The sequence below is a fragment of the Allobacillus saliphilus genome (assembly GCF_018138385.1).
Taxonomy (GTDB): Bacteria; Bacillota; Bacilli; order Bacillales; family Alkalibacillaceae; genus Allobacillus; species Allobacillus saliphilus.
The window spans coordinates 67,855-85,945 of sequence record NZ_JAGSIE010000009.1 but is presented as its reverse complement, the minus strand read 5'-3'; the positions used below and the strand labels follow the sequence as shown (position 1 = coordinate 85,945).

Here is an 18,091-nt window from a genome sequence, read left to right as displayed (position 1 = left end):
AGGTTCCACAGAATGCAAATTAAGAAAAGGTATATTCTCATCGGAATAGTTCTACTGATTGTTTTGTCCTTGGTTGCTCTTTTCAGTATTCTGATGATTACGTCTTATAACACTAAAAGCGATCATAAAGATCACATTAAACAGGTAGCAGAGATTGCTCTTAAACACAGTCCAATTGAATCGGTAGACGAATCATTTGAATTCAATGGCGAATCATCTTATTTTGTGTACTTAGGTGAAAATAATGAAGGTAAAGCTTTTTATGTGTTTGTACCGAAAACAGAAAAAGTAGATGATATAAAATTACTCGAACAAGAAGATGGTTTAACAAAAGAGGAAATGCTAAATCAATGGTCTTCTCAATGCACGAATTGCGAACTCGTGTCTATATCACCAGGAATTATAAAAGGTCGATTCATTTGGGAAATCATCTATACAACAAGTGAGCAATATTACTTTCAAAATTTCTATTTTAGTGACGGGGAAATTTATGATTCAATCTCGTTCAAAAAAGAATAATGAAATCGAAATGAAGGAGTGGTGTTACATATGGAATTAGCTGATCGCGTTCAAGCACTGACCCCATCAACAACTTTAGCTATTACATCGAAAGCGAAAGCATTAAAAGAAGAAGGTCATGATGTAATTGGCCTTGGAGCTGGAGAACCTGATTTCAACACACCGGAAGACATTTTAAATGTCGCCAAAAAAGCGATGGATGAAGGGAAAACAACTTATACGCCTGCTGGTGGAATCCCTGCTTTAAAACAAGCAATCATCAAGAAGTTACAAGAAGATCAGGGGTTACAGTATAACGAAAAGGAAATTATCGTAACGACTGGTGCCAAGCATGCTTTGTATAATCTATTTCAAGTATTACTGAACCGTGGTGACGAGGTCGTCATTCCTGTGCCTTATTGGGTCAGTTATCCAGAACAAGTGAAGCTTGCAGAAGGGCAGCCCGTCTATGTAAAAGCATCAGAAGAAAATGATTTTAAAATGACTCCAGAGCAGCTGGAAAATTCAATAACGGATTACACGAAAGCTGTTATTTTAAATTCGCCTTCAAACCCGACTGGCACTCTTTATACACAGGAAGAATTAAAGGCACTTGGAGAAGTTGCGCTTAAACATGATCTAATCATTGTTTCTGATGAAATCTATGAAAAGTTAATCTATGGTTCTGAAGAACATGTATCGATCGCTCAGTTATCTGACGAATTAAAAGAAAATACGGTTGTCATTAATGGGGTTAGTAAGTCACATGCCATGACAGGTTGGCGTATTGGATATGCCGCTGGAAATCAACAAATTATTCAAGCGATGAGTAACTTGTCATCTCATTCGACATCCAATCCGACAACCATTTCGCAGTTTGCTGCAATTGGCGCATACTCGATGGACCAGCATAAACTCAATGAAATGAAAGATGCCTTCGAAGAACGACTGAACAAATTATATGAATGGATGTCTGAAATTCCTGGGATTTCATGCGTAAAGCCTAAAGGTGCATTTTATTTGTTTCCAAACATATCTGAAGTTGTAGCAAATTCGCCTTTTGATTCAACAGATGAATGGGTGAAGCAATTGCTAGAGGAAGAAAAAGTGGCCGTCGTTCCAGGTTCTGGATTTGGCTCGCCGGAAAACATACGTCTTTCATACGCAACATCGCTTGAAAACTTAGAAGAAGCATCGAAACGAATCGCTCGTTTTGTCAAAAAGCATTCGTCGAATTAAGGAGGAAGAAACTAATGAAAACAACAATCGCAGAAGTCGGCAAACACGTAAATGAATCGGTAACGATTGGTGTCTGGCTTCATAATAAACGTTCTAGTGGAAAAATTGCATTTTTGCAGCTCCGTGATGGCACAGGCTTTATCCAAGGTGTCATTGTAAAGTCTGTTGTAGGAGAAGAATTGTTCGAACAAGCGAAGCACTTAAACCAAGAAACTTCTCTTTACGTAACGGGAGAAGTTGTAGAGGACAAGCGTAGCCCTCTAGGCTATGAACTACAAGTATCGGGCTTTGAAATTATTCAAGAAGCCCATGATTATCCAATTACACCAAAAGAACACGGAACTGAATTTTTAATGGATCACCGTCATCTATGGTTACGTTCGAAAAAACAACATGCCATTATGAAGGTCAGAAATGAAATTATCCGTGCGACATACGAATTTTTCAATGATGAAGGTTTTGTCAAAATTGATCCACCAATTTTAACTGGAGCTTCTGCAGAAGGAACTACAGAATTATTTCACACGAAATATTTTGATGAAGATGCCTACTTATCCCAAAGTGGCCAGCTATACTTAGAAGCTGCTGCAATGGCATTAGGAAAAGTGTTTTCATTCGGTCCGACATTCCGTGCAGAAAAATCTAAAACAAGACGCCATTTAATTGAATTTTGGATGATTGAACCAGAAATGGCTTTCATGGATCATGATGATAGTTTAGTCATTCAAGAAAATTACGTACAGCATCTTGTCCAATCTGTTTTGAAAAACTGTGATATGGAATTAGATGTATTGGAACGTGATAAAGAACAATTAAAGAAAATCAAAGCGCCATTCCCTCGAATTACGTATGATGAGGCTATTGAATTCTTGAAAAAAGAAGGATTTGACGATATTGATTGGGGCGATGATTTTGGTGCTCCACATGAGACAGCAATTGCAGAAGCACATGACCAACCAGTATTCATCACTCATTTCCCGACGGAAATTAAAGCATTTTATATGCAACCAGATCCAAACAACGAGAAAGTCGCTCTTTGTGCTGATTTGATTGCTCCTGAAGGTTACGGTGAAATCATCGGTGGTTCTGAAAGAATATATGACTATGAATTAATGAAAAAACGCTATGAAGAACACGGGCTTGAAGGTCCTGCATATGAGTGGTATTTGCAGCTACGTGAATATGGAAGTGTTCCGCATTCCGGATTTGGACTTGGCTTAGAACGGACAGTAGCATGGATTTCTGGAACAGAACATATCCGTGAAACGATTCCATTCCCACGCTTGTTAAACCGACTGTATCCTTAAGAAACTAGATGACTCAATTTATATTGAGTCATCTTTTTAAGATATCGTCATCTGTTTTTTATTCATATACTTTACGGTCTAATTCTTACTTTAAACACAATAAAAAATATGAACGACCTAGAAAAGAGGGATCGTTTTTGGATATACCATTTTCTTATCAAAAAATGATGATGCATCAAATTAGTGTACCGACTGAGTTAATACGCTCCTATCGAAAGCTTGATTTAGCGGAACAAGATGTCATTGTTATTTTGCAACTCATTACGTTACAGCAACAAGGCGATCTATTACCTTCATTTGATTTCATCTCCGAAAATATGCAACTATCACCACATGAAGTAGCTAATATTTTAAAAAAGCTAAAAAACAACGGTTATTTACGTATTGAACAAATAGAAGATGAGCAACGCATGGTACATGAATGGTACTCTCTAGAGCCTCTGTTCAACAAATTATATGAAGATACTTCCTCTACAAAAGACCAAGAAAAGAAGGAAGAGGGGAAACTGTTCGGGCTATTTGAGCAAGAATTCGGCCGTGCTCTTTCTCCTATAGAAATTGAAACCGTCAGTCATTGGCTTGACCAAGATCAATTTAAGCCAGCATTAATTAAAGCAGCTCTACGAGAAGCAGTCTTAATGGGAAAAATGAACTTTCGTTATATTGATCGAATTTTAGCCGAATGGAAGAAGAGAGGCATACGAAGTTCAGCCGACATGAATCAAGCGAGAGAACCGATGCAAGAAAAACCAAAAGAAAAACGAGACACATCCGTCTATTACAATTGGTTAGAAGAGTAGGGGGGAATGAACCTTGCTGAACAAAAAACAAATAAGAGTCGTTTTAGATACATTTGAAGAGATGTTTCCGGATGCTGAATGTGAATTGACTCATTCAAACGAATTTGAATTATTAATTGCTGTTGTTTTATCAGCGCAAGCAACAGATGCTCTCATAAATAAAGTAACGCCGGATTTATTCAAGAAGTATAAGTCACCAGAAGACTATTTAAATGTACCATTAGAAGAGTTGGAAAACGATATTCGACGAATTGGATTATTTAGAAGTAAAGCAAAAAACATTCGCAAACTATCTGAAGACTTAATAGCAAATTATAACGGCCAAGTACCGAATAATTATGATCAATTAATTGGGTTAGCTGGTGTAGGTAGAAAAACGGCAAACGTCGTAATGTCCGTTGCTTTTGGCAAGCCAGCAATAGCCGTTGATACACATGTCGAACGAGTTTCAAAGCGATTAGGCATTTGTCGATGGAAGGACTCTGTACTTGAAGTAGAAAAAACATTGATGCGTAAAATTCCAGAGGAAGAATGGAGCGATACACATCATCGAATGATTTTCTTTGGGCGCTATCATTGTAGGGCAAAGTCACCAAACTGTCCTGAGTGTCCTTTGTTAGAGCTTTGTAGGGAAGGGAAAAAGCGAATGAAGAAGAGGGAAGTCATTTCGAAAACGTAACTGAACTAAGCAATCGCCAGCTTCTTTTGAAAAGCTGGCTTTACATAGTTTGAAGATCTCTAGATTAATGTTGAAGAACGATTGATTAATGTTGAAGAATTGAAAGATAATGTTGAAGCTCAGCTAATGAACGTTGAAGGAAAGAAAAAGAATGTTGAAGCTTTGCCAATTAATGTTGAAGAAATGCATAGTAACCTTAAAGACATACACTCAGGGAGTAGCCCGAAAATAAATTTACAAAAAAAGACATTGAGAACGAAATCTCAATGTCTTTTTTATATCTAATTATGCGGCGTTATCTTGATTATCCGAAGGTTTATTGGTTGATGAAGAAGAGTCTGATGTATCATCTGATCCTTCATCATTAGCGGAATTTCCATCACCAGAACCACTTCCCGTGGAGCCATCTCCACCAGTTTCATCTTGTTCTCCTCCATCACCTTGACCTTCATTGTTTCCTTGATCTTGGTCACCTGAGTTGTTGCCAGAATTACCGCCGCCATCATTATTGTTTCCATTGTTATTACCGTCATCGTCACCATTTCCATTATTGTCGTTATTACCGTCGTTACCATTCTCGCCATTACCGTTGTTGCCTTCATTTTCTTCTTCGTTATCTTCTTCTAATTCTTCCTCTTCTTCCTCAGGTTCTTCTTCCTCTTCTTCAGGAATTTCTACCGAGGTAGTGATAGAATCACTTCGGTTTTCAGTATTGTTGGCATCGACAGCAACGAGTTCAAAGGTATAGGTAGACCCTGGTTCAATCTCATCGAATGTGAATTCTGTCTCAGAAGTTGTCGTAACAGATTGCATGTCACTTCCATCTACAGAGACACTTAATTCGAATTCCACTTCGATATCTCTATCAGAATCGCCGAGTAATGGATGCTCCCAGAACAAGTTAACGAGTTGATCCTCTTCTTCATAAACTGCTTGGAAGTTAGAAACGGGATCCATCTCAACATAAGTATCAGACGTTTCAGTCGGTTCATGACCTTTAACGAACAACTCTGTAACGATCTGATCAGATGGCGTGTAATCACTTGCTAATTTTGCCGGGCGGGAACCTTTTTCGACCGCAACTTCTACGACAGAGTTTGGTCTTGCAAAATCAGCTGTTTCAACGTCTTCAGACATGTGGTTCATCAATTGACTGAATAAGCGTTGCGATATTGATTTATCTGGAATTGACTTTTGTTCCTCAGCGTAGCCACTCCATACGGATATCGTGAAATTGGTTGAATAACCGACCAACCACGAATCCTTGTCTTCATTAGTCGTACCTGTTTTCGCTGCAACAGGAACATTCACATTGATATACCTCGAACCAGTACCAATTCTAGGTACATCTTTTAACATATCTGTAATCATATAAGCTGTGTAATCAGACATCGCTGCACGAGACTCTGGATTGATTTCAATTTCTTCTCCATCACTCATAACAACTTTTTTGACTGAGTGAGGCTCATTGTATATTCCTTCATTACCAAAGGCTGTAAAAGCTCCAGCCATTTCAAGTGGATTCGTTTCCAGTTTGCCACCACCGATTGAATCAGCGGGGACGAGGTGTTCTGGCATTTTCATACCCAAGCCTTCAGCAAACTCATAAGCTTTATCAGCACCAACTTCATCAAACGCTTTGTAAGCTGTCGTGTTATAGGATTGGTACAATGCCTCACGCATTGTCATCCAGCCATGATAACCTCTACCTGCGTTTCGAATTGGTTCATTTTTATCAGGAAAAGATATGGGTTCATCATTCATTTGATGATACGTAGACCATTTTAAATGCTCGATAGCTGGTCCAAAGTCCAATATCGGTTTGATGGCTGAACCTGGTGCACGCTCTGAGTTCAATGCAAAGTTAAACCCAGCACCAATACCATCCTTTTTATTTCGTCCGCCACCAATTGCAAGAATTTCACCTGTTTTCGTATCAATTGCAGCAATTCCAGCTTCCATTTCCTCATCTGGGAAGCTGACAGGTGACTCGTCACTTAACAAGTATTCGACTTGCTCCTGTGCTGATCGATCGAGAGTCGTATGAATGGTTAGACCAGAAGCGAAGATGTCGACATCGTCACCTAATTCATCTTCCGTTTCACGTATGACTTGTTCGATGAATGAATCATAAGGTATTTCTGTTTCGTAATCATCTTGAATCATGTCAGCTACTTTTACTTGCTTTGCTTCTTCAGCTTGAGCTTCTGTAATTTTTCCGTGATGAACCATTAAGTTCAATACTGTGTTCCGACGTTCTTCTGCTAAATCTGGATTCTTGACTGGATCATAAGCAGAAGGGCGCTGTGGAATCCCAGCGAGTAATGCCGCTTCAGCAATCGTCAATTCTCCCAAATCTTTTTTACCGAAATAAGCTTCGGAAGCTTTCGCAACACCATAAAGCCCATTCCCATAATAGATTTTATTTAAGTACATCATCAAGATTTGTTGTTTTGAATATTCTTTTTCTAATTGAATCGCCAAGTATTGCTCTTGAACTTTCCGTTTAATCTTTTTATCTTTCGTTAAAAAGGCATTTTTGACCACTTGTTGCGTAATCGTACTTCCACCTTGTGAACCGAAGCCATCGGTAATGTTCGCAAGTACTGCGGCTGCTGTACGTCTAAAATCAATTCCACTATGATCCCAAAATCGTACATCCTCAGTAGCCAAGACAGCGTCTTCCATTAATGGCGACAAATCTTCATAGGTAATCTTACGTCGTTTTTCGGCACCCAATTCGGCTACAAATTCACCGTTTCGATCAACAATTGTTGTTGAGAGCGGATCTTCTAATTGTTCCGCATCCAAGCTTGGTGCATCGCTAATGAATGAGATTGCGACCGCGACAACAACCACAGTACCTAGCAAACCGACAATCAATAAGCTGATGAATAATTTTTTCCAACTAAATTTTTTCTTCTTTTTATTTTGTTGTTTCTTAGCCTTTCGACTTTTTGTTTCTTGACTCATAATCAATCTCCTCCGTTAATGTATACCTTCTCGATGACTTTGATGTAGTCAACCTTTGCTTGTAATCTAAAAGGAATTTCAAAACCGTTTTCTTTTATAAAGTTATAGGGAAGGGATTTACGTTTCCCATCAAATTCTGTATCCCAAGCCCGTATAAATGGACGTATTGGCAACAGAAAAGTTTCATTTAAAGGTTTAAATCGGATAATGAAAAAACAAATGCCCCCATGTTGATCGACTCGTCGCATATGCTCTACTTGGTGTTCATGAATATTAGAGAATGGCAAAGACGTCTTATTATTCGTTTCTTTTGCTTCAAAGTCAACATATCTGCCTTTATACAATCCATTGAAATCTGTCGTTGAAGGCCTACGATAATAGGCTTCTTTAATGGTTGCTGCACTACGTTTCGGATAGTCGACTTGTACGACTTGAATAGGTGTTGGTTTTTTATGAATGACAGCAATATTTGTATCTAAATAAAACTTATTCGTTTCGACAATTTCATTTTCGAGGGTCATCCCGCGATTCCCGTATGTATTCAATACGTTTTTCGAGCGATTGATTGCCGTTGGTTTGGTGGCTTTTTTTCCATTTGGATAATTCATCGTTACCTTCCTTTCATGAAAGCCTTACTTCATTGTATCAGAAGTATGTTTGCTGTCATTTAACAATATCGTTAAATCTTATTCTATCAAACGTGTGTTTTCTATCCATTTTACCAAACAATAGAGTAGCTTCCTAATGCGACCATTGTAATATATCAAATCCAATGTTTTTGTTCAGGCTCCTTTGTACATACTGTATAAAAAACACATGAAGGAAGAGATACATGGTTCAGCTATGGATTCACTATATAAAGGAGCAAACAGAAAAACATAATATCGATAATGTATCTAGAACAAAAGCTTACTTGGCCTTTTACGAGCGTTACCCGGATATACAATGGGCATTTTTGGCGAGCTTTGTCTCCCGGAATGCAGGCTGGAATATGACGGACTTATCAACAGAAACATACCAAAACCTTTTGTCAAAACAAGAATTGAAATCTCTTTATTTAACCTATGAAAGTGCGAACTGGTATATTTTTCAGGATGCTTACCCTCAATTACTCATCTACCAGCTATCCGTAGAACAAAAAAGACCGATGTTTTTTCTATTGAAACACTTTCACGTTTCGGCTTTCATGGAAAAGATGTGGTATAAATTTTATAAGAATAAAGACCTGAATCATCTATTATATGCCCAAATCATTAATGAACAAAACTTAATCCAGCACCCGATTATTGAGAATGATCCATTTCAAAAGAAAGTGTTCCGTCGCATTCCATATCATCTTCAATCGATTTTTCATATGAATGCCGTGCTATTACCTACGTTAAAAGGCGACCTGTACGGCGATTTTGTTCCGCGCTTTAAGCAAGTGACAAAGCGCATCCAATTCGGAAAGAAAATAGCATCCATATTATTCGATCCGAATCATTACCCTTTATTCAAATCTTTTGCAGATCGAATAGAGGTAACAGGGAGCAGAATGGAATATGAGCAATTTTTAAACGAAAAGCATATTGAGACGCCAACGTTAGATCAATCTTTCGCTAATACAAAACATCAATTAGTGGAAAGACGGACGGATTGGTACGACCGGAAAAAAGTTAAAAAGAGATGGTTTAAGGATGCTCCATTAAAAGAGATCAAAACAATCGGTGAACAATTTTATACAAAGCGATCTGCATTGGCGAATTTGACGAATACAATCGAAAAGGCGAAAGATTCCTTTGCTGAGAAAAAGTAGTTCAAGAGATTCTTTGTCGGTATCTTTCTAGTTTTGTCACGCTTGAAGGAGTTTCTTATGATGGCGTGTAATCGTATAGCTAAGCGAATACAAAGGAGGACGCCAATTATGAAAAAACAAATCATTAAAGAAGATCACGTTCGAAAGGAATTACTATTAAAATCATTAGGACGATTGGAAAGAGAGTTAACGATTTTAGAAAATCGTTTCTTTTCAAAAGCACAAGTCAAAAAATAAATGAATGATTGGCGCGATAGGCTTTTTCATGATACATTATCATCACTGGTAGGTGAGATCATGGAAGAATTTATCGCGTTTACAAAAGATTTAAAAGAAAATTTACTCGAGAACTTACTTCATCAATATTCGGAAGGTAGAAAGTTTAATCGTAAAGACTATGACGACTTTGCTATCGTTAAAAAAGAAACTTATCCGCTATTTGAACAAATTGAAAAGTGGGAGACAGATGCGCATGAACTCGTTCACAAACTTCCTATTTTTCCAAATCAAATTACAAATACAAAAGATAACCTCGAAATTATGATTTTACATAGTTATTTTCATGACGTCAGAAGAAAGAGGTTCATGGAACTATATCATTCGGTTCTATATAATTTCGAACTGGTATTAGATCAATTTGAGGCTCAATAATGATGAGGTATAATTTTTATATAATAGAAAAAGGGGAAACGTAAATGAAACGAGAAGAATTAATGAATTTGGCAAAAGAGATGTTAGACAAAGCTTATGTACCTTATTCGAAGTTTCCAGTTGGTGCAGCCATTTTAATGAAAAGCGGTAAAGTATATCAAGGCTGCAATATTGAGAATGCTGCTTATCCAGTTAGCTGTTGTGCAGAGCGAGTAGCTATTTTCAAAGCTGTTTCAGAAGGGGATAAAGATTTTGACCAACTTGCTGTTATTGCCAATACCGACCGACCTGTTTCGCCGTGTGGCTCATGTAGACAAGTGATGGCTGAATTCTTTTCACCTGATACGCCAATCTATATGGCTAGTCGAACTGGAGAGATTGAAGAAACGACGATTGAAAAATTATTGCCTTATTCGTTCACTACAGCAGACCTGAGATCGGGTCAAGGTGAAAAATAGATTAAATTATGTCAGAAGAGCTAGAGAAATCTAGCTCTTTTTTTGTTATACTGATATTATGACGATGAATGCAATTACCATAACAGGATATAAACCATACGAATTGAATATCCGAAATGACAAAGATGAGAAAATTCTCGTTATTAAAGAAGCTATAAAACGCTCCCTTCTACGCTTTTTGGATGAAGGTGTTGAGTGGGTGCTTCTTTCAGGACAACCAGGGGTAGAAACATGGGCATTTGAACTCATTCAAGAACTAAAAGAAACATATACCATTCATACAGCTATTGTTCCTCCGTTTATGGAACAAGAGAAAGTATGGAAAGAGCGCGTTCAGGAAAAATATTATCAAATGATTAAGCAAGCTGATTTTTATCAACCTTTAATAAACAAACCATACGAGCACCCTCGGCAATATGTCATCAAAGATAAATGGTTTATCGAAAAAACAGACGGTTGTATCCTCGTTTATGAAGAGGAATACGGGGGTTCACCGAAATATTTCGAGGATTTGGCAAGAACATACCAACAAAATCATATGTATGAAATGGATGTTATTTCTTCTTTTACATTAGAAGATGTTGCTAGAGAGATGAATGAGTTATAGATCGTGGAGGTGAATGGAAATGAGAGGAATTAATTTAACATCACAGGAAATACTGGATAAAGAATTTAAAACAACGATGCGAGGCTACAACCAAGATGAAGTGGACGAGTTCTTAGATGTTGTCATTCAAGATTATGAACAGTTCCAAAAAGAAATTACGCGTCTGAAAGAAGAAGTAAGCCGACTGACACAAGCGAGCTCAACAAACGCACCAACTGGTTCAATGCCACGCTCCCAAGTGAATGCTGATGTGCTACAACGTTTGTCGAACCTTGAAAAAGCTGTGTTTGGAAAAAAATACTAAGGCTAACAAAAATAAATTTCCAGCAAATTACTTATATTGGCCCTTCTTTCTATGATATAATGAATGAACTAAACTAAATTCGATAAATGCTCAAGTAACCGCTCGTATATGTTTACGAGAGGAAAGTCCATGCTCACACAAGCTGAGATGCTTGTAGTGTTCGTGCTTGACGAAACAATAAGTCAAGGCAGCGAGTAATCGCTGACGGCAGGGTTTCGACCTACGTCCTGAACGGATATGGTCCATAACCCTTTAAAGTGCCACAGAGACGAGCTTGATTGGAAACAATCAAGGTGGAACGCGGTAAACCCCTCGAGTGAGAAACCCAAAATAAGGTAGGGGCGCTCTATTGCAGGGAATTCAACCTAGCATAGAGGCAGACTTGTGATTCAAGTCTGCAGATAGATGGTTACACCGGAGTACGAGGCTGACCACCGTTTGCAGTACAAAGGAACAGAACATGGCTTATGTAGCATTTATCGGTCAATTTTTTTATACATAGAGTTGGAGCCCTCGAAGGGAATGAATACTTTTGAAAGACAATGTAACATTGATTGCTACAGCAGCAATGGGGCTCGAAGGTCTTGTCAAAGAAGAAATCAAACAACTCGGATACGAAAACATTCAAACGGAAAATGGCCGTGTCATATTTGAATCCGATTTAGCAGGAATCGCCCGAACGAACATTTGGTTGCGAACCGCAGATCGTATTAAAATTATGATAGGGCAATTTTCCGCTTTTTCGTTTGAAGAACTATTTGACCTGACATTTGAGCTGCCATGGCATGAATGGATTGAAGAAGAAGGCTTTATTCATGTCGTAGGTAAATCTCATAAATCTAAACTCTATTCGGTACCGGATAGTCAACGAATCGTTAAAAAAGCAATTGTGAAAAAAATTCAAGAACGAAAAAAGATCTTTACCGCGTTACCTGAAACAGGACCCCGGTACAAAGTGGAAGTTTCCATATTGAAGGACCAAGTCACTTTATCGCTGGATGCCTCTGGAGCCGGATTGCATAAAAGAGGATACCGAATTGACCAAGTGGAGGCACCTCTTAAAGAAACATTGGCAGCCGCTTTAATCCAATTGACGAATTGGCGACCAGACCGGACATTTGTCGACCCATTCGCCGGATCTGGAACGATACCAATTGAAGCCGCTTTAATTGGTCAAAATATCGCCCCTGGATTCAATCGAAGCTTTGCGGCTGAAGAATGGAATACACTCCCACAAGATATTTGGGAGCGCGCGCTTGAAGAGGCTGAGGACTTAGCCAATTATGATCAACCATTAGACATTCAAGGCAGTGATTTAGATCCGAAAGCCATTCAAATCTCTGAGCAAAATGCATTGGAAGCTGGACTAGGAGACCTTATTCAATTTAAGCAAATGCGGGTAGAAGATTTTAAACCTAGAACTGAAGGTGGTTACCTGATCGGAAATCCGCCATACGGTGATCGGATTGGTGAAAAGAAAGAAGTAGAGAAGATGTATCAATCCATAGGGAGCATTATGGATAATCATCCGACCTGGAGTGTTTATCTATTAACGTCTAACGAAAACTTTGAACAGTTATACGGCAAAAAAGCTACGAAGAAGAGAAAGCTATTTAATGGATTTATTCGAACGGACTATTATCAATATTTTGGACGGAAACCAAAGTAGGGAGCAGGTGCTTAAACAGTGAAACTTACAAAAAAAGAACAATCATTTTTGGATGAATTTAAGAAGATCTCACATTACAGGGAAGCTAGTAATTTAATCGCTTGGGATCTTCGGACAAAAGCACCTAGAAAAGGCATTAAACAACGTTCCGAAACATTATCTTATTTGTCAGAAAGGCTTCATCAATTACAGACGTCCGATCGAATGAAAGAATTCATTGATGAACTACGCCTTTCTGAAAATCCGTATATCCGACGCTCGATTGAATTAGTCCAACGTGAATATGATTTTCATCATAAAATACCTGTCGAAGAATTCAAAGCGTTTGTTCAGTTCACTTCTGAATCCGAATCGGTTTGGCAGGAAGCTAAGGAAAAAGACGACTATTCTATGTTTCAGCCTTATTTAGAAAAAATCGTCGATTATAATATTCGGTTTGCGGATTATTGGGGTTATGAAGGTCATATTTATAATGCACATTTAAAACATTATGAACCAGGCATGACTGTCGATACGTTAGATGGTGTGTTTCCGAAGCTACAAAAGGATTTATCCCGTTTAATCGAACAAGTGAAAGCTTCATCTTTCAAACCACAGATCGATCAAATTACCGTTCAGTTCCCGAAAGAAAAGCAAGAGGCATTTGCCTTACATGTACTCGATCAAATGGGGTATGATTTCGAAGCAGGACGATTGGATGAAACTGTTCACCCTTTTGCGATTGGAATCAATCCTCAAGACGTTCGGGTGACAACAAATTATGATGAGAAGGATTTTCGGACAGCTGTATTCGGAACCATTCATGAAGGTGGACACGCTTTATATGAGCAGGGGTTCGATCCTAAACTCTATGGATTACCGGTTTGCTCAGCAACTTCAATGGGAATACATGAATCACAATCATTATTTTGGGAAAACTTTATTGGAAGAAGTAAAGCATTTTGGAATACCAATTACTCAACATTTTTAACCTATGCGCCTGAATCGTTTAAAAACCTTGCACCGAATGAATTCTATCGATCAATCAATGAAGTGAAACCGTCGTTTATTCGGATTGAAGCAGATGAAATGACTTATGCATTACATATCATGCTTCGATATGAAATTGAAAAAGGATTATTAAATGGTGATTTAAACGTAAAAGATTTACCAGGCATTTGGAACGACAAAATGAAAGATTACTTAGGAATAGAGCCATCCACAGACCGCGAAGGCGTATTACAGGACATTCATTGGGCTGGTGGAGACTTTGGCTACTTTCCTTCTTATGCATTGGGCTATATCTATGGAGCTCAGTTTAAACATACACTTGAAAAAGAAATCAATATAGAGCAAGCAATCGAACAAAACGAACTTAAAAAGATTAAAGAATGGTTAAATAAGCATATTCACCAGCATGGCAGCATGAAAGAACCTCTCGATTTACTGAAAGACGTAACAGGAGAAGGGTTAAACCATCAATATCTTGTCAAATACTTAACAAACAAGTATTCAGATATCTATGGAATTTCTCTTTCTTAAATCAGTCATGAAATGAAGGAGGAACACCAATATGGCTATGATTCATTCGATTGGTACAGCTGTTCCCGAACAGCAATTAACGCAAGAGGATGCAAAAGAATTCATCAGTTCCTTTGTATCAGATCGGCGATTACGTCGATTTTTAAATGTGTTCGACCAAGCGGATATCAGTAAACGCCACTTTGTTGTTCATCCTTCTTTTTTTCAGCAACGAAGATCGTTTGAAGAACGGAACAAACTATATGAAGAACACGGAGTTCAACTTGCTTATGAAGCCGTTAGCAAATGTATGAACAACCAAACACAATTACAGTTATCTGATATTGATGCCATCATAACCGTCAATAGTACAGGCATATTAACACCAACGTTAGATGCAGAACTTATCAACCGGTTAGATTTGAACGACCGGATTACACGCATGCCTTTATTTGGTCTAGGTTGCGCAGGTGGCGCCAGTGGGTTGTCTCGTGCTTACGATTACTTAAAAGCACACCCAACTAAATCCGTTTTATTAGTTGCTACCGAATTGGCGAGTGTCGCTTTTCATCCAGATGACTTAACACCTAAAGATATTGTCGGTGCAGCTATATTTTCAGATGGAGCGGGAGCTGTATTACTGTTGGGAGCGAATCACCCTTCTATTGAAGGCAGCTTACAGTTTCAATTGACCGCCTCCAGTTCGAGAATAAAGAAAAACTCTATGGATCTTATGGGATGGGATGTAAAGGATGATGGGTTTCACGTCATCTTTTCCCGTGAAATACCCGAACTTGTGAATACATTTTGGAAAGACCACTTAGATGATTTTCTTTCTGGTAACAGCGTTGAATTAAGGGATATCAATCAGATGATCGCTCATCCGGGCGGTAAAAAAATACTTAAAAATATTGAAGAACTGCTATATGAACATCAAAATGTTCTACTTTCTTCAACCATTCTACAGCAATACGGAAATATGTCTTCAGCAACCGTCCTTTTTGTATTGGAAGCATTTTTGAATGAAGAAACGTCCAAAAAAGAAGGTAAGCACCTAGTGACCGCATTAGGACCGGGGTTCTCATCTGAAATGCTTTTATTGGAGCGTATAAAATGATTTATCTCGGAATCTGGTTTTATCTCATCCTACAACGACTTCTTGAGTTACGACTCGCCAAGTCGAATGAAAAATATCAGAAAGCACAAGGTGCGATAGAGATACAAGATCCTTATTATAAACTGATCGTATGGGTACACACGCTGTTCTTCCTGGCGTTGCTTATTGAAGCATATTACAACCATCAATTGCAAGCCCCTTTATCTGTCGTATGGTTTATAAGTTTTGTCTTACTTCAGCTTTTACGTTTTTGGCTACTGCAAACAATGGGACGCTACTGGAATACGAAAGTCATTGTACTTCCAGGGGCAAAACTCGTCAATAAAGGACTATTTCGAGTAGTGAAACATCCAAATTATTGGATCGTGTTCTTTGAATTTATCGTCATTTCTTTATTATTTCATGCTTATTGGTCAGCCATTATATTCCCAATCTTACACATAGGACTAATGTCCAAGCGAATTCCAATGGAAAATAAAGCTTTAGAAAAATATAACAAGGGAAGGGGAGGATGGTAATGTTTATTTCAGTTGATGAGGCTTATCAAAAATGGAAAGACTCAACCGTCCAGTTTGTAGACTGCCGCTTCGACTTACAAGACCCATCTAAAGGAGAATCAGATTATCGTGCAGCTCATATACCCGGTGCAATTTATTTCAATTTAGATAGTGACCTCAGTGATCCAGTACATGAGCATCGAGTCGGAGGCAGACACCCACTTCCAGAGTGGAAAGCATTTGCTCGAAAACTAGGCGATCGAGGAATTGACAGGAATACCGAAGTCATTATTTATGATGATAACCATGCATTTGCTTCTCGAATGTATTGGATGCTAATGGCAATGGGTCATTCAAGCATTTTCATATTAAATGGGGGTTTCCCGGCATGGAAGCATCGTGATTTTCCTACTGAAAAAGGTACGGTTGAAAAAACACCTGTTGAATACGGAGAATTTCAAGTGAACGAAAAGTTGATGGCCGATCAAAATGAAGTGAAGCAGAAGTTAACAAATGAAGATGTGATTTTAATTGATTCACGAAACGCGGAAAGATATAAAGGAAAAGTTGAACCAATTGATCATAAAGCAGGGCATATTCCAGGCGCTCTGAATTATGATTGGTCACAACTTTTTGAAGAAGGTCAATTAAAAAGCCAGCCGGATATTGAAAAACATTTCCAACGGATTGACCGAAATAAAGAAGTCATCGTTTACTGTGGTTCTGGTGTAACAGCAACACCAAACGTCTTAGCCTTACAGCAAGCGGGTTATACAAATGTAAAGCTTTATCCAGGAAGTTTCAGTGACTGGATTTCTAACGATGAAAATCCAGTCGATAGAGAAGTATAAGATTAATCAATATAAAAAAGGATGACTACCCGTCAAACTGACTTGTAGCATCCTTTTTTCATTATTGTTTATGGGTTTTTTTAGCCAAATACATAAACGGCGTGTCCAGCGCTGATACAAGAAATTTAATGACATAAGTTGAGATGAAGATTGAGAGCCACACACTGATATCCGTCGTAAGAAAGTGCCAAAATGCAATAACCGAGAAGATTGTCGTATCAATCAACTGACTGATCATTGTACTTAAGTTATTACGCACCCATAAAAATTTCGTTCCTGCAAATTTTTCCTTCAGCTTCGCAAAGATAACGACATCAATGTTTTGACTGACGATATATGCCAGCAAACTGCCGACCGCCACTTGTGGAACAAGATTGAAAATATCAGAAAGTGCTTCATGGGCAACATCTGATTCATGTGGTTGAAATAGCAAGGCAAATTGCATAACAATGGTCATCGTAACCAATGTATAAAAACCTAACCATACTGCTTTCCGTGCTTCAGCTTTACCGTATTTTTCGTTAATGATGTCTGTTGCGAGAAAGATCGTCCCATAAAGGATATTCCCTAATGTCGCAGTAACTCCAAATAATTCAACCGTTTTTAACACTTGCATATTTGCGAGTACAGTTGACATACCAATCCATACTATCAAACCGTTTTTACCAAAAATACGATAGATAAATATGACCATCACAAAGTTGATCAATGCAAAAATTAACCATAATAATTCATTTGACATTCAAACCACTCCTTAGTTTTGATTACGCAGGATTTTGCGAACTGCGTTAACAGACAACTTTAAGCATAATAAAAATTTGATAAATTAACAATAGCTAATTCAAATTTTATATTTTACGCAAAAAGAAAACTGGCCAAACCTAAAATAGGCTTGGCCAGTATATATTTTTTGTCTATTATTTTTTAGTTACGTTAGCAGCTTGTGGTCCGCGGTCGCCTTCCACAATTTCAAATTCAACTTCTTGACCTTCATCCAATGTTTTGAAACCTTCTTCTTGAATTGCAGAGTAGTGTACGAATACATCATCTCCACCTTCAACTTGAATGAATCCATAACCTTTTTCAGCATTAAACCATTTTACTACGCCGTTTTCCATTTAAATAAATCCTCCTAAAAACTTTCAC

The 18,091-nt window shown here is 38.1% G+C and carries 21 protein-coding genes and 1 other RNA gene; 18 read left to right on the top strand and 4 right to left on the bottom strand.

What is annotated here, in order from left to right; all coding sequences use genetic code 11:
• Positions 1 to 12 precede the first annotated feature (12 nt).
• The 6 genes from KC820_RS03585 to KC820_RS03560 all read left to right on the top strand — a co-directional run bounded on the left by KC820_RS03585 (position 13) and on the right by KC820_RS03560 (position 4,808).
• Positions 13 to 519 carry a cell wall elongation regulator TseB-like domain-containing protein gene (locus KC820_RS03585; protein WP_212368167.1) on the top strand — a complete coding sequence of 169 codons (507 nt, stop codon included), beginning with the start codon at positions 13 to 15 and terminating at the stop codon, positions 517 to 519.
• A 30-nt stretch (positions 520 to 549) separates the two neighbouring features.
• Positions 550 to 1,737, top strand: a complete 1,188-nt coding sequence (locus KC820_RS03580) for a pyridoxal phosphate-dependent aminotransferase (protein ID WP_212368164.1) — start codon at positions 550 to 552, stop codon at positions 1,735 to 1,737.
• Positions 1,738 to 1,751: 14 nt separating this feature from the next.
• Positions 1,752 to 3,044, top strand: a complete 1,293-nt coding sequence (gene asnS / locus KC820_RS03575; RefSeq protein ID WP_212368162.1) for an asparagine--tRNA ligase — start codon at positions 1,752 to 1,754, stop codon at positions 3,042 to 3,044.
• A gap of 137 nt (positions 3,045 to 3,181) precedes the next feature.
• Positions 3,182 to 3,844, top strand: a complete 663-nt coding sequence (locus KC820_RS03570) for a DnaD domain protein (protein ID WP_186279492.1) — start codon at positions 3,182 to 3,184, stop codon at positions 3,842 to 3,844.
• Positions 3,845 to 3,857: 13 nt separating this feature from the next.
• On the top strand, positions 3,858 to 4,523 hold the full coding sequence (nth, locus tag KC820_RS03565) for an endonuclease III (RefSeq protein WP_212368159.1): 666 nt from the start codon (positions 3,858 to 3,860) through the stop codon (positions 4,521 to 4,523).
• Between the two features lie 81 nt (positions 4,524 to 4,604).
• Positions 4,605 to 4,808, top strand: coding sequence for a hypothetical protein (locus tag KC820_RS03560; protein ID WP_212368156.1), 204 nt, complete (start codon positions 4,605 to 4,607; stop codon positions 4,806 to 4,808).
• Here the strand turns inward: KC820_RS03560 and KC820_RS03555 are convergent, their stop codons facing one another.
• Both KC820_RS03555 and recU read right to left on the bottom strand, forming a co-directional pair.
• Positions 4,809 to 7,496 (bottom strand): transglycosylase domain-containing protein, encoded by a 2,688-nt coding sequence (locus tag KC820_RS03555; RefSeq protein WP_212368154.1) that lies wholly within the window; start codon positions 7,494 to 7,496, stop codon positions 4,809 to 4,811.
• 2 nt (positions 7,497 to 7,498) lie between these two features.
• Positions 7,499 to 8,104, bottom strand: coding sequence for a Holliday junction resolvase RecU (gene recU, locus KC820_RS03550; RefSeq protein ID WP_212368151.1), 606 nt, complete (start codon positions 8,102 to 8,104; stop codon positions 7,499 to 7,501).
• 224 nt (positions 8,105 to 8,328) lie between these two features.
• Between recU and KC820_RS03545 the strand changes: the two genes are divergently transcribed.
• From KC820_RS03545 to KC820_RS03495, 12 genes are all read left to right on the top strand, one after another.
• Complete coding sequence (locus tag KC820_RS03545; protein WP_212368148.1) at positions 8,329 to 9,291, top strand: DUF2515 family protein; 963 nt, start codon at positions 8,329 to 8,331, stop codon at positions 9,289 to 9,291.
• Between the two features lie 108 nt (positions 9,292 to 9,399).
• Positions 9,400 to 9,528, top strand: coding sequence for a hypothetical protein (locus KC820_RS13375; protein WP_272874443.1), 129 nt, complete (start codon positions 9,400 to 9,402; stop codon positions 9,526 to 9,528).
• Between the two features lie 60 nt (positions 9,529 to 9,588).
• Positions 9,589 to 9,942 (top strand): DUF1798 family protein, encoded by a 354-nt coding sequence (locus KC820_RS03540; RefSeq protein ID WP_212368146.1) that lies wholly within the window; start codon positions 9,589 to 9,591, stop codon positions 9,940 to 9,942.
• Between the two features lie 44 nt (positions 9,943 to 9,986).
• On the top strand, positions 9,987 to 10,400 hold the full coding sequence (gene cdd, locus KC820_RS03535; RefSeq protein ID WP_212368144.1) for a cytidine deaminase: 414 nt from the start codon (positions 9,987 to 9,989) through the stop codon (positions 10,398 to 10,400).
• 64 nt (positions 10,401 to 10,464) lie between these two features.
• Positions 10,465 to 11,007, top strand: a complete 543-nt coding sequence (locus tag KC820_RS03530) for an SLOG family protein (protein WP_236782500.1) — start codon at positions 10,465 to 10,467, stop codon at positions 11,005 to 11,007.
• Positions 11,008 to 11,020: 13 nt separating this feature from the next.
• The gene (gene gpsB, locus KC820_RS03525; protein WP_212368139.1) at positions 11,021 to 11,311 is read left to right on the top strand and encodes a cell division regulator GpsB; all 291 of its coding nucleotides are present in this window, start codon (positions 11,021 to 11,023) and stop codon (positions 11,309 to 11,311) included.
• 86 nt (positions 11,312 to 11,397) lie between these two features.
• Positions 11,398 to 11,784, top strand: an RNA gene (gene rnpB / locus KC820_RS03520) — RNase P RNA component class B.
• A 59-nt stretch (positions 11,785 to 11,843) separates the two neighbouring features.
• The gene (locus KC820_RS03515) at positions 11,844 to 12,980 is read left to right on the top strand and encodes a THUMP domain-containing class I SAM-dependent RNA methyltransferase (protein ID WP_236782499.1); all 1,137 of its coding nucleotides are present in this window, start codon (positions 11,844 to 11,846) and stop codon (positions 12,978 to 12,980) included.
• Positions 12,981 to 12,998: 18 nt separating this feature from the next.
• Complete coding sequence (locus tag KC820_RS03510; protein ID WP_212368137.1) at positions 12,999 to 14,501, top strand: carboxypeptidase M32; 1,503 nt, start codon at positions 12,999 to 13,001, stop codon at positions 14,499 to 14,501.
• A 31-nt stretch (positions 14,502 to 14,532) separates the two neighbouring features.
• Entirely contained in the window at positions 14,533 to 15,597 is a 1,065-nt protein-coding gene (locus KC820_RS03505) for a type III polyketide synthase (RefSeq protein WP_212368135.1), read from the top strand.
• Complete coding sequence (locus KC820_RS03500) at positions 15,594 to 16,115, top strand: isoprenylcysteine carboxyl methyltransferase family protein (RefSeq protein WP_212368132.1); 522 nt, start codon at positions 15,594 to 15,596, stop codon at positions 16,113 to 16,115. The genes KC820_RS03505 and KC820_RS03500 overlap by 4 nt, the downstream gene beginning before the upstream one ends.
• Entirely contained in the window at positions 16,115 to 16,945 is an 831-nt protein-coding gene (locus KC820_RS03495) for a sulfurtransferase (RefSeq protein WP_212368129.1), read from the top strand. The genes KC820_RS03500 and KC820_RS03495 overlap by 1 nt, the downstream gene beginning before the upstream one ends.
• Before the next feature lie 61 nt (positions 16,946 to 17,006).
• Here the strand turns inward: KC820_RS03495 and KC820_RS03490 are convergent, their stop codons facing one another.
• Both KC820_RS03490 and KC820_RS03485 read right to left on the bottom strand, forming a co-directional pair.
• Positions 17,007 to 17,687 (bottom strand): queuosine precursor transporter, encoded by a 681-nt coding sequence (locus KC820_RS03490; RefSeq protein ID WP_212368126.1) that lies wholly within the window; start codon positions 17,685 to 17,687, stop codon positions 17,007 to 17,009.
• 175 nt (positions 17,688 to 17,862) lie between these two features.
• Positions 17,863 to 18,063: a cold-shock protein gene (locus KC820_RS03485; RefSeq protein ID WP_212368124.1), complete on the bottom strand. Its 201-nt coding sequence runs from the start codon at positions 18,061 to 18,063 to the stop codon at positions 17,863 to 17,865.
• Positions 18,064 to 18,091 lie beyond the last annotated feature (28 nt).

Bases quoted from the DNA above. Each gene is read 5' to 3' on its own strand.
- KC820_RS13375 (WP_272874443.1), top strand. From the start codon at position 9,400: ATGAAAAAACAAATCATTAAAGAAGATCACGTTCGAAAGGAATTACTA.
- KC820_RS03495 (WP_212368129.1), top strand. From the start codon at position 16,115: ATGTTTATTTCAGTTGATGAGGCTTATCAAAAATGGAAAGACTCAACC.
- cdd (WP_212368144.1), top strand. From the start codon at position 9,987: ATGAAACGAGAAGAATTAATGAATTTGGCAAAAGAGATGTTAGACAAA.
- KC820_RS03555 (WP_212368154.1), bottom strand. From the start codon at position 7,496: ATGAGTCAAGAAACAAAAAGTCGAAAGGCTAAGAAACAACAAAATAAA.
- KC820_RS03580 (WP_212368164.1), top strand. From the start codon at position 550: ATGGAATTAGCTGATCGCGTTCAAGCACTGACCCCATCAACAACTTTA.
- KC820_RS03505 (WP_212368135.1), top strand. From the start codon at position 14,533: ATGGCTATGATTCATTCGATTGGTACAGCTGTTCCCGAACAGCAATTA.
- KC820_RS03485 (WP_212368124.1), bottom strand. From the start codon at position 18,063: ATGGAAAACGGCGTAGTAAAATGGTTTAATGCTGAAAAAGGTTATGGA.
- KC820_RS03545 (WP_212368148.1), top strand. From the start codon at position 8,329: ATGGTTCAGCTATGGATTCACTATATAAAGGAGCAAACAGAAAAACAT.
- KC820_RS03490 (WP_212368126.1), bottom strand. From the start codon at position 17,687: ATGTCAAATGAATTATTATGGTTAATTTTTGCATTGATCAACTTTGTG.
- KC820_RS03500 (WP_212368132.1), top strand. From the start codon at position 15,594: ATGATTTATCTCGGAATCTGGTTTTATCTCATCCTACAACGACTTCTT.
- asnS (WP_212368162.1), top strand. From the start codon at position 1,752: ATGAAAACAACAATCGCAGAAGTCGGCAAACACGTAAATGAATCGGTA.
- KC820_RS03530 (WP_236782500.1), top strand. From the start codon at position 10,465: ATGAATGCAATTACCATAACAGGATATAAACCATACGAATTGAATATC.
- KC820_RS03540 (WP_212368146.1), top strand. From the start codon at position 9,589: ATGGAAGAATTTATCGCGTTTACAAAAGATTTAAAAGAAAATTTACTC.
- gpsB (WP_212368139.1), top strand. From the start codon at position 11,021: ATGGAAATGAGAGGAATTAATTTAACATCACAGGAAATACTGGATAAA.
- KC820_RS03585 (WP_212368167.1), top strand. From the start codon at position 13: ATGCAAATTAAGAAAAGGTATATTCTCATCGGAATAGTTCTACTGATT.
- recU (WP_212368151.1), bottom strand. From the start codon at position 8,104: ATGAATTATCCAAATGGAAAAAAAGCCACCAAACCAACGGCAATCAAT.